Source organism: Synechococcus sp. R6-5 (genome assembly GCF_047461775.1).
Taxonomy (GTDB): domain Bacteria; phylum Cyanobacteriota; class Cyanobacteriia; order Thermostichales; family Thermostichaceae; genus Thermostichus.
Genome location: NZ_JANSHV010000199.1, coordinates 1 through 10,958 on the forward strand (window position 1 = coordinate 1; position 10,958 = coordinate 10,958).

Annotated in this window: 7 protein-coding genes and 2 pseudogenes; 3 read left to right on the forward strand and 6 right to left on the reverse strand. The window is 59.6% G+C overall.

Going from position 1 to position 10,958, the window contains the following annotated elements; all coding sequences use genetic code 11:
* Positions 1-835 (reverse strand): annotated as a pseudogene (locus NW818_RS10655) (IS630 family transposase); the annotation flags it as partial.
* A gap of 178 nt (positions 836-1,013) precedes the next feature.
* Between NW818_RS10655 and NW818_RS10660 the strand changes: the two are divergent.
* From NW818_RS10660 to NW818_RS10670, 3 genes are all read left to right on the forward strand, one after another.
* Complete coding sequence (locus tag NW818_RS10660; protein ID WP_083757636.1) at positions 1,014-1,181, forward strand: hypothetical protein; 168 nt, start codon at positions 1,014-1,016, stop codon at positions 1,179-1,181.
* 95 nt (positions 1,182-1,276) lie between these two features.
* Positions 1,277-3,523: a single-stranded-DNA-specific exonuclease RecJ gene (recJ, locus tag NW818_RS10665; protein ID WP_414424537.1), complete on the forward strand. Its 2,247-nt coding sequence runs from the start codon at positions 1,277-1,279 to the stop codon at positions 3,521-3,523.
* A gap of 164 nt (positions 3,524-3,687) precedes the next feature.
* Positions 3,688-6,999 (forward strand): AAA family ATPase, encoded by a 3,312-nt coding sequence (locus tag NW818_RS10670; RefSeq protein ID WP_414424538.1) that lies wholly within the window; start codon positions 3,688-3,690, stop codon positions 6,997-6,999.
* 5 nt (positions 7,000-7,004) lie between these two features.
* Here NW818_RS10670 and NW818_RS10675 read toward each other — a convergent pair whose 3' ends face one another.
* The 5 genes and pseudogenes from NW818_RS10675 to NW818_RS10695 form a co-directional block, all read right to left on the reverse strand.
* Positions 7,005-7,430, reverse strand: a complete 426-nt coding sequence (locus NW818_RS10675; RefSeq protein ID WP_414424539.1) for a GerW family sporulation protein — start codon at positions 7,428-7,430, stop codon at positions 7,005-7,007.
* Positions 7,431-7,495: 65 nt separating this feature from the next.
* Positions 7,496-7,759 carry a DUF2973 domain-containing protein gene (locus NW818_RS10680; RefSeq protein WP_414331257.1) on the reverse strand — a complete coding sequence of 88 codons (264 nt, stop codon included), beginning with the start codon at positions 7,757-7,759 and terminating at the stop codon, positions 7,496-7,498.
* On the reverse strand, positions 7,759-8,070 hold the full coding sequence (locus tag NW818_RS10685) for a DUF2605 domain-containing protein (protein ID WP_414424540.1): 312 nt from the start codon (positions 8,068-8,070) through the stop codon (positions 7,759-7,761). The genes NW818_RS10680 and NW818_RS10685 overlap by 1 nt, the downstream gene beginning before the upstream one ends.
* Before the next feature lie 50 nt (positions 8,071-8,120).
* Positions 8,121-9,602 (reverse strand): annotated as a pseudogene (locus NW818_RS10690) (cobaltochelatase subunit CobN); the annotation flags it as partial.
* Between the two features lie 50 nt (positions 9,603-9,652).
* On the reverse strand, positions 9,653-10,831 hold the full coding sequence (locus NW818_RS10695) for a transaldolase (protein ID WP_414424541.1): 1,179 nt from the start codon (positions 10,829-10,831) through the stop codon (positions 9,653-9,655).
* Positions 10,832-10,958: the final 127 nt, after the last annotated feature.

Consider the following 10,958-nt stretch of genomic DNA (forward strand, 5'->3'; position numbering starts at 1 on the left):
TCCCATACTTCCCGGCTCTGGAAAACTGCCGGATAAAAGGCTTCAATACCGACCACATCCTCTCAATCGGATTCAACTCTGGTGCATACACAGGCAGGTCTATGATCCGCGCACCTGTTCCTTGAATCAAACCCTCCACTTCCGAACTCTAATCACCACCTTCCGCGCATCCAGTTCCGGACATGAGTCACTTTGCAAAAACTCCAGAAAATTGCTCTTCCGCATTCCACCCTTGATAACACAACAGCCTACTGCCTCTCTCCAGGAAATAGCTTCAATAATCTTATGTTTTTTCCCTTTGCATCTCTGACGGTAACTGTAAGCTCTTTGACTGCGTAAACTCCGAGATACCCCTCCGTTCCATTGCCTCTCACACCCTTGTCTGGTCTAGAATAGCTATATCTTCCACTGGTATATTCTTGACTTCTTAACTATAGGCTAATTGTTGCCTTTGCACCTCCTCTTCTCTGATTTTTACACTGCGGTAATTCTTTTTTAGCGTCATTCCTCGCTTTTTTAAAAAGTTGTCTATCGTAACAGCACTCACATCAGTATCCAGTTGCTCTCGTAGCAGTTCTTGATACTACCACGGATAATAGTTCAGGCGCCTTTCAATGACCGTCATAACTTCTTGCCGGTGTTGTTCCAGAATACCTACTCGCTTTGTGCCGACTTTCTTGGGGGATAAATCCTGAGTTTGTTGATACTGATGCACCCAGTGGTGCAGTGTTCTTTGGGTTACCATGAACTGTTCCGCTACCTGGCGAGTGGAGGTCTTGCCTGCCTGATAAGCTGCCACAACTCTTTGGGATAAATCTAACAAGTAGGTTGGTATATATCTCTCTTTTCTCTTGGATACTTGTATCCTAATTCATAGGCTGTAATCGGTGAAGTGCCAAAAATGATTCTGATTCTTGTTTCAGCATCGTTGCTGAGCAACCGCTAGGGTGTAGAGACGCGGATCTTCGACAAGAGGATCCCTAGGAAAAAACGAGAAAGAAGGAGAGAAAATCATGTCTGCCAGCACCCTTGTCCGTTGCGCCTGTGAACACTGCAACTGCAGCTTCGAGAGCAGCCAAGGCTATCGCTACGAAGGTCAACTCTACTGCAGCGAAGCCTGTGCCACCCACAATCACGAGCACCCCTCTGCTTGTTGTGTGGCTTCCCACTGCTGTCAATAAGCAGGTCACCAGGCCTTCTTGGGGATCCCAAGCTGCTTTTCTCCCCAGGCAGTTTTTGATAGGCTCCTAGGAACCTTTATCCCTGTCGAGCTTGCATGGAATACCGCTGGGAGCTGCTGCCCACTCCCCCCCAGTTCAATCCGCAACTGAGCCGGGAATATGGCAAGTATGCGGCCAAGGTGATGGCTCTGCGGGGTCTGCACACCTGGGAGCAGGCGCAGGCCTTCGTGGATCCCGAACACTATTCCCCCACACCGTCGGGATCCCTGCCGGATCTGGAGCGGGCGGTGGCGCGGCTGCTGCAGGCACGGGAAAGGGAAGAGACCCTGTGCATTTGGGGGGACTTTGACTGCGATGGTGTCACCAGTACCAGTCTCCTGCTCTCGGCGTTACAACCCTTGGGCTTCCGAGTCCAGTTCTCCATACCGCTGCGCAGCACCGAGGGGCACGGGCTCAATCCTCAACGGCTACAGCAGGTGCTGGCCCAGGGCTGCCAAGTGATCCTGACGGTGGATTGCGGGGTGGGCAATGCTGCCGAAATTGCCATGGCCCAAGTCCAGGGGGTGGACGTGATCGTGACGGATCACCACATGCTGCCGGATCCCTTGCCCGCTGCCTATGCGGTGGTCAACCCCTTGCGATTGCCGGCTGAACATCCGCTGCGCTTCTTGCCGGGGGTGGGAGTGGCCTACAAGTTGGCGGAGGCGCTCTACCAAGCCCTAGGGATCCCTGGTGTCGAGCAGCACCTGGATCTGGTGGCGGTGGGAATTGTGGCCGATGTGGCGGTGTTGCAGCGGGAGTGCCGCTACTTGGTGCAGCGGGGCCTGCCGGTGCTGGCCAGTACGCAGCGCCCGGGGTTGCGAGCTCTGCTGGCCCAGGTTAGCAACGGCCAGCTCCAGAGGTCGCCGACAGCCCAGGATATTGCTTTTCGCATCGCCCCCAAGTTGAACGTCATTGGCCGCTTGGAAGACGCCAGCTTAGCAGTGGAGCTGCTGACCACCTCCGATCCAGAGCGGGCCCAGGCGCTGGTGCAACGGTTTGTTGCCCTTGACGAAGAGCGCCGGCAGCTCACCCAGCAAGTGATCCAAGAGGCCAGCCAACAGGTAGAGAGCTTGGATCTGACCCGGGAAGGAGCCATTGTTCTGGCGGAAGCCGGCTGGAACCCAGGGGTTCTGGGGATCGCGGCGGCGCGCTTGGTGGAGCAGTATAACTGCCCAACGGTGTTGATTGCCAAAGACGAAGCCACAGGGCTGGGCCATGGGTCGGGTCGTTCCCTGCCAGGGGTGAACCTGGTGGAGGCCATCGAGGCCGTGCGCCCCCTCTTGCGGCGGGGAGGCGGACACCCCATGGCCGCCGGGATCCAAGTGGATCTGGCTTGCCTGGCCGCTGTGCAACTGGCGTTGCAGCGGGAGCTGGCCGCGCGGGTTAGCCCGGATCAGCGGGCTCGCGCCTTGGCGGTGGAGATTATCCTCGACTGGGAGCTACTGGTCTCTCAGGATCGGGATGGGGTGGCAGAGCTGGATGAGGTGTATCGGCAATTGCAGCTTCTGCAGCCCTTTGGGCACGGCAATCCCAACCCCGTCGTTGCCTTGATGAACTTCCGTCCCAATAGCTCCAACCTGGGAGTCTCCCGCAATGGCCGCCACCTCAAGTTTGAACTCCAAGGCTCGCCGGGATCCCGTACTCTATGGTTTTGGCAGGCCGGAGAAGAGCTGGAGCGTTGGCAAAAATGCCAAGCTTTGGACATCGCCCTCCAGTTGGAAGCGGATGACCGGGGCAGACAGCCTTGGCAGGGCAAGGTGCTGGCAGTGCGCCCTTCGGGAGAGTGGCAGGCACCCACCCTTTCTGCTCCCCCCATAGAGATCCAAGATTTTCGGCAGAAACCCCTGCCGGATTCGCTGAAAGGGGCCATCTGTTACGACGGGCAGGAGGCCGAGAACCTTGTTCCACCACCAAAAGGGGCAAAGCTGGTGCTGGCCCGCTGGCCCTGGCTACCGGCGGACTTGGCCCAACTGCTGCAACAGGCACAGCCGCAAACGCTGATCCTGACTGCTTCTGGCCACCGCTGGGAGCAGATCCCCCAGCAGATTGCCCAACTGCAAGCGCTGTGGCAAGCAGGCCGACGGGATCCCGAGGATCTGGCTGCGGCAACCGGCTTTCCCCGGCAGTGGCTGGCGGAACTGGACAGTCCGGAGCAGATCCCCACGCTGCTGATGGGCCGCCTTCAGGAATCCCAAGCCTTTCACCGCTGGCTGGATGAGGCCAGCCCCACCCAGATTGCCCAACTGTGTCAGCGGCTGCTGCGACCGGATCCCAGGCCAGCAGCTTATTCCCAAAAGTAGGGGCATCTCCCAAGCGCTCTGCGCCACCAACGCGACCCCAAAAAGTAGGTAAGACTTGGGATCCTGCCAAGAACTTCAAGATGCTCCCCACCGCTGACGCGATACTCTGGATTAAATAATTCAACCCCATTTTTTCTGGCAACCAGAGCCCCTCAGAGTTTTCCGTGATCCCGGTTCGCCTAACCTTGCACAATTTTCTCTGTTACGCTCACGCCGTTTTGGATCTGCGTGGGATCCATACTGCCTGCATTTGTGGCCCCAATGGGGCAGGCAAGTCTGCCCTGCTCGATGCCCTCACCTGGGGCCTTTGGGGGCAAAGCCGGGCTAGCAATGACAGCGATCTCATCCGCAAGGGGGCCAGCGAAGCCTGGGTAGAGGTGATCTACCGCTCCCGAGGACAAACCTACCGTGTCCTGCGCAGCCGTCATCTATCGGGCGAGGGATCCCTGGAGTGGCAAATTCAAACCGGAGAAACCGACGGCCAACCTCGCTGGCGCAGCCTAACCCGCCGCGGCATGCGCGCCACCCAACAGGCCATTCAAAGTCAGCTCAGCCTCGACTACGAGACCTTTATTCACTCTGCCTATCTGCGACAAGGACAAGCGGATGCCTTCACCCTGAAGCGTCCCAGCGAGCGCAAGCAAATTTTGGCCGACATGCTCAAGTTGGGGCAGTACGATTTGCTGGCCGACCGCTGCCGGGAACAGGCGCGCAGTGCCAAACTCAAAGCCGATCTGCTCCAAGAGCGCCTGCAGCAGCTCAACCAACAACAGGCCCACGTTGGCCAAATCCAAGCCGAGCTGGAGCGACTCCAACAACGGCAAACTCATCTGCAGCAGCTCCTAGCCCAGCAACAGCAGGAATTGCAAGCCCTAGAGCGCCTCTACGAACATCGCTGCATCCTGCAGGAGCGCCACCAACACCTTACCCAACACTTGCAAAAGCTCGGCACCAACCTACAGCACACCGAGCAACAGTGGCGTGCCCAGCGACAGCACCTGCTCCAGTTGGAAGAGCTGATCGCCCAGAGTGAAGACATACTGGCGGGTTACGAACGCTACCAAGCCCTGATGGCCCAAGATCGCCATCTCCACCACCTCTTCGAGCAACAGCAGCATCTGCTCCAAGAACGCCAAAAGCTGCAAGCCCAGCAAGCAGAGCAGCAACAGCAGCAACTGCGCAAGATGCAACGGCTGCAACAGGAGTTGGCCACCTGCCAAGCCCAGGCCCAAGCCGATGCCCAATTGCTGGCAGAACAGGAGCGCATCGAAATCGGCCTGCGCCACTACCAGCAAGCTCAAGAGCGTCTCCAGGCCCTGAACCAAGCCCAAGCTCAAGCCGCCGTCTTTCTCCAGCAGCAACAGCATTGGCAAGAGCAAATCCGCCGCGAGCGGGAACGTCTGCAAGCCCGCGTTCAGCTTCTCAGCCAGCAACTGCAAAGCCAGGAAACTCTAGCCCAGCAGCAGCAGCACCTGGAGCAGAAAATCGCCGAAGGAGAGGCCGCCTTGGCAGAGCTGGAGCGACGGCGTCTCTACCAGCAGCGGGTGTTGGAAAAAGTCCAAGAACGGCGGCTGTTCGTGCAAAAGCTCCAGGAACGCCAGCGGGTTCTCCAGCAACAGTGGCAACAGGAAGAAGAACGCTGCCGCCTGTTGGTGACCAGCTGGGATGAAGGTCAAGAGGCGTTTCCCGTTCAAAGTGCTCCGCGAGGCGAACAAGATCAGGGAGAGCGCCGCCCCATCCCCACTTTGGCGAGGGTGACAGCCCTTGTCGAGGAGGCAGCAGAACAAGAGGAGGGATCCCCGGCCCTATCTTCTGTCGGCCAGCCTGCCGAGTCATCCCCTGCAACGCCGACAGCAGAGCCGCAGGGATCCAGCCTTATGGCTCCGCAGCGCCGTCGCCACTGGACTTGCCCCCTCTGTAGCCGTCCCCTCAGCCTGCGCCTGCGGGATGTGGTGCTGAAAAAACACCGCGAGCGTCAAGAAGAAATTGCCGGCCAACTGTTTGTTATCCGCGAACAACTGGCGGTGGCCGACCGGGAGATCGAACTCTTGCAAGCAGAATACCGCCGTCTCAGCCAAGAACTGGCCACTTGGGATGAGCGCCTGCATCTGCAAGGGCGATTGCAACAGCAGTGGGAAGCCGAGCAGGAGCGCTGTCGGCAAATCCAGCTCTGGCAAGCAGAGGCGGCAGAGTTGAGGGAAATCCTTGACCGGGAAGCTTACGCTCAAGAAGCTCGGCAACAGCTCCAGCAGATCCAGCAGGCCCTGCACCAACTGGGCTATGACGAGCGCGAGCACGCCCTACAACGGGGAGAACTGGAGCGCTGGCGCTGGGCCCTGGGCCGCTCTCAAGAACTCCGCAAGGCCCAAGAGCGCCGCTCTCACCTATGGGAGCAAATCGCCTCCCTACAGGCACAACTGGAAACCCTGCAACAGGTGGGATCCAAGGACTCCGTCCCGCCAGTGGGATCGGATTCTCCCCTGGCGGAGCGGTTGGCTCAGGTGGAACAGGCGTTAAACCACCTGGGCTACGATGGATCCCTGCACCAGCAGGTGAAAGCCGAACTGGCCCAAGCGCAACTCTGGCCGGTGCGCCTGCAAGCCCTACAGGTGGCCCGCCAGGAACTGCCGGAGGTGGCAGCCCGCACCCAAGCCTTATCCCAACGCCTACAGGAAAGCCGCCAGCACTTTGCCCAGGCCACCCAAGAGTTGGAACGGCTTCAGCAACAACTGGCGGAGCATCCCGAGGTTTTGCCTGCTCAGCTGGAAGGGATCCGCCAAACCCTGCGGGAGCACCGCCGGCGGCTGGATGAGGTGCTGTCTCAGATAGGGGCCGCCCAACAACGGCTACAACAGGCGGTTCAACAGCAGGCGGAACAGGCCGAGCTGGAACAGCAACTGCAACAGGCCCGCCGCCAGCAGCAGGTGTACCAAGAGCTGGCCAATGCCTACGGCCGCAACGGCATCCCCGCCCTGATCGTCGAAAATGTCCTGCCCGAGCTGGAAGCCCAGGCCAACCAGATCCTGGCCCGCCTGACCCAACACCGCCTGCACCTGCAATTGGTTACCCAGCGCTCCGGGCGACGCTATTGCTCACCGGCCAAGCTGTCCTCCGTAGCGGGACGGAGTCCCTATGACACCCTCGACATTCTCATTGCCGATCCCCACGGCACCCGCCCCTACGAGACTTACTCCGGTGGAGAAGCCTTCCGCATCAACTTCGCCATTCGCCTGGCCTTGTCCCGCCTGCTCACCCAGCGCTCGGGATCCGACCTGCAAACCTTAATCATCGACGAGGGGTTTGGATCCCAGGATGCCACCGGGCGCGCCCAACTGCTGGCCGCCATCAACGCCATCGCCCCGGACTTTGCCTGCATCTTGGTGATTACCCACATCCCCAGCCTGCAGGATGCTTTCCCCCACCGCATCGAGGTACAGCCCTCTCCCCAGGGATCCCGCCTCTCCATTCGCGGCTAGTCCCTTCAGGAGTTGCCGGCACGATTTTGCAGCCACTGCTGCAACAGGGGCACCAGAGTCTCGCTGAGTTGGTTCCACTGGTCGGGCTTCTGGACGGTGGTCAGCAGCTCCACTCGCTCGCCTCGGATCACCAGAAAGCCAACTGGCTCGATGCGCACCCCACCCCCTGCTCCCCCGAACAGACTGGCCGGATCCCCGCCGTTGCCGCGACAGCCAGGAGCAGTCTTTCCAAAGTTACCCCCTCCCCCACCCAAGCCAAAATGCAAGGACATGTAAGGGACAATAATCGTCTCACCAATAGTGATCGGCTGACCAAAGGTTTGTCCCGTTTCCGCCAAAACCTTCAGCTTGCCGAGCACCGCCTCCAGCACCGATTCCAAGTTGAAGTCGGATCCCATCTCCGTTGACTCGCCCACCAGACGCTCGGGCAAATGGCGCGCAGTACCTTCCCAGGCTAGTGCAGCCACGCCCAAGAGAGAAAGCCCAAGAAACTCCCCTAATCTTCGTCCGGCGAGCCGGAATAGAGATCTTCCAAACGGCTGCGAGCTTCTTCCAAGCTGGCCGAGCGAATCACCAGTAGAGGCTCCTCGGTGAGGTTGCCATCTTCATCCAGCAGCTCTGGGTGAGGGATCCGCTGGCGGGCACGACGAGGAGAGGCCTTGCGCTCTTCCACGCCCAGTGTGATGACATTGGTAACCAAGTTGCGCAGGGCCAAAAAGGCAATGGCCACAAAAGCGATGAGGTAGAGAATCTGCAGCATTACAGGTCGGGGGAGGGGTGAATCTGGCGAAATTGACGGCCCAATTCGGCACATTCCATAAGCAGGCGATGCCATTTTGCCATCAGCCCAGGGTCGATGCCAACCTCTTGATCAGAGGCCTGATAAAGCGCTTTGGCTACCTGTAGCTCCGCCTGGGCAGCCAAAACCTCTTCCAGCAAGGACTGCTGCTCTTCTGGGCTGATAAATTCCAGGGTCTCTTCCTGCAAAAAGCGGCGAGAACGCTCAAACCAGTAGCGGTAGTCCTCCAACAGTGGCCCCAGAATCTCTCGCAACAGCTCAGATTTGCTCATGGCCTGGGATCCCTCCACAACTGGTTTGGATGAAAAAATCTTAGCAGAACTTAACCTTCTCTCGCCACGGGAGAGCGGGATTCCAGGTAGGCTTCCATCTCCAGCATCAGGGCTTCGATCTGAGGCAGCAATTCCAGGGCCTGCTCTTGCCAGTAGCCCCGCTGGTGGGCTTCCAGCAGCCGCTCGCTCATGTCCCGCAGCGCCCAGGGGTTGCGGGATCGCAGGAACTCCTGGACTTGGGGATCCAATAGGTAGGCGCGGGCCAGCCCTGCGTACATGAAATCCGGCACAGCGTGGGTGGTGACATCGTAGGCGAAGAGATAGTCCAGGGTGGCGGCCATCTCGAAGGCGCCCTTGTAGCCGTGGCGCATCACGCCGGCAATCCACTTGGGGTTGATCACGCGGGCGCGATAGACGCGGTCAATTTCTTCGGCCAGGGTGCGGATCTTAGGGTTGTGGGGACGGGCGTGATCCCCGAAGTAAATCCGCGGGTTGCGGCCCTGGAGCGTTCGCACTGCCGCCACCATCCCCCCTTGAAACTGGTAGTAGTCATCGGAGTCCAGCAGGTCGTGCTCGCGGTTGTCTTGGTTGTGGAGCACAATTTGCAGGTGGGCCAATTGCCGCCGCAGGGCTTCGGGGGCCGGCTCTCCCTCGCCATCGGCCCGGTAGGCGTAGCTGCTCCAGTTGAGGTAGGCGCGGGCCAGATCCGCTTCTGTTTCCCAGTTTTGCGCCTCGATCAGCCCCTGTAGGCCGGCCCCGTAGGCCCCTGGCTTGGAACCGAAGATGCGCAGCCGCGCCCGCTCCGCCGCTGCTTGCGTTGGGATCCCTTGCTCCTGCCAGTACTGGGTATCGGCCAGCACGTGGGCCCGCAGGGGATTGTCGGCTTCTGGCTCCTCCAGGTCAGCCACGGCCTGCACGGCCCGGTCAAACAGGGCAATCAGATTGGGAAAGGCATCGCGAAAGAAGCCAGAAATGCGCAAGGTTACATCCACACGGGGGCGGCCCAAAACCGCTACAGGCAGGATCTCGATGTCCACCACCCGTCCTCCATCCCAGCGGGGTTTGACCCCCAAGAGCGCCAGGGCCTCGGCCCAATCGTCGCCGCCAGTTCTTAGAGTTGAAGTGCCCCAAACGGATAGGCCCAGGCGACGGGGATATTCCCCCTGCTCTTGCACGTAGCGCTCCACCAGCCGCTCGGCGGCCAGTGAGCCGACCTGCCAGGCGGTGGGGGTGGGGATGGCGCGAATGTCCACCGAGTAAAAGTTGCGCCCCGTGGGCAACACGTCCACTCGGCCTCGGGTGGGGGCGCCGGAAGGGCCGCTGGGCACATAGCCGCCCCCTAGCCCATGCAGCAGGTTCTCCAGCTCCTGGGGGGTTTGCTGCAGGCGCGGCAGCAGATCCGTCTCGATCCAATGCAGCACCTGCCTGGCTGCTGGCCCCGGCGGCGGATCGTAAGGGATCCCTTGCAGCCGCTGGGCAATCCAGCGGCGGGCTTGCGCTTCCAGGGCGGCCACCCCGTCTCCGATGTGGCGAAAGTTCTCGCCCATAGACTTTGAGGTTTTCCCAGGCCGGCTGCCAGCGGCTAATTCTTCAGATAGACCGCCGCCCCTAGGCCGACCAACATTTCCTCAGGGGTAATTTTGCCATCTTGGTTGGTATCCAGGGCATCGAAAACGCGATCTGCCCCCATCCACTCCTCGCGGGTGATGAAGCCATCCCCATCCAGGTCGTAGAGTCGGAAGACATCCTGGGCGGCGTGGGTAATGGTTTCCTTGGCACCCTCCAGCTTCTGCAGCCGCTCGGTGAGCAGTTTTTCCAGCACCTCCAGCGCTTTGGAGAAGCCCTGGATCCCTTCTTCCAGCTTTTCTGAGGCCATGCGGTTTTCCCGGTGCATCTGGTCGAAGGTGGCTCGATCCATCACCAGGCGCGGGATGTCCATTTTCTTGGCTTTTTCCGGATCCAGTTTGCGCTCCAGGTGACCCTCGGTGTTTTGCAGCTCCGCCAGCAAGGCGGGCGAGATGGTCAGGAGATCACAGCCGGCCAACTCGATGATCTCCCCGATGTTGCGGAAGCTGGCCCCCATCACTTCCGTCGGAAAATCGTATTTGCGGAAGTAGTTGTAAATCTGGGTCACCGACTGCACCCCCGGATCTTCGGCAGGAGGGTAGCTCTCCCGGCCCGTGTGTTTCTTATACCAATCCAAGATGCGGCCTACAAAGGGCGAGATCAGCTTCACCCCCGCTTCGGCGCAGGCTATGGCTTGGTGCAAGCCAAACAACAGGGTAAGGTTGCAATGGATCCCTTCTTTCTCCAGGATCTCGGCAGCCCGGATCCCTTCCCAAGTCGAGGCAATTTTAATCAGCACACGGCTGGGATCCGCTCCTGCCGCCTTGTAGAGCTCGATCAAATGGCGGGCTTTGGCAACTGTGGCTTCTGTGTCGTAAGAGAGGCGGGCATCCACCTCCGTCGAGACCCGGCCAGGAATGATGGACAAAATGCGCACGCCAAAGGCCACGGCCAGTTGATCGATGGCGTGGGCCACCACGGTTTTGATGTCGGCTTTGGATCCCAGTTCTTGGCGGGCCTTGAGCAAGGTTTCATCGACAATGCCCTGGTACTGGGGCATTTGGGCAGCCGCTGTGATCAAAGAGGGATTGGTGGTGGCATCCTGCGGCTTAAAGCTCTCGATGGCGTTGATATCCCCCGTATCGGCGACCACGACAGTCATCTGTCGCAATTGCTCCAGCAAGCTCTTGCTCATGTTCGGCTCCTTGAGATTGCGCTACGCGCCGCTTCTGCGACCTAGTTTCAGTGTTACCCATCCCATTCAGGGATCCCGGTAGACATGAGATTGTCTTAATTCTGATACATTCACGCTGAACTCTCCT

Coding starts and splice junctions, on each gene's coding strand:
- NW818_RS10660 (WP_083757636.1), top strand. CDS start 1,014: ATGTCTGCCAGCACCCTTGTCCGTTGCGCCTGTGAACACTGCAACTGC.
- recJ (WP_414424537.1), top strand. CDS start 1,277: ATGGAATACCGCTGGGAGCTGCTGCCCACTCCCCCCCAGTTCAATCCG.
- NW818_RS10680 (WP_414331257.1), bottom strand. CDS start 7,759: ATGCTGCAGATTCTCTACCTCATCGCTTTTGTGGCCATTGCCTTTTTG.
- NW818_RS10685 (WP_414424540.1), bottom strand. CDS start 8,070: ATGAGCAAATCTGAGCTGTTGCGAGAGATTCTGGGGCCACTGTTGGAG.
- NW818_RS10695 (WP_414424541.1), bottom strand. CDS start 10,831: ATGAGCAAGAGCTTGCTGGAGCAATTGCGACAGATGACTGTCGTGGTC.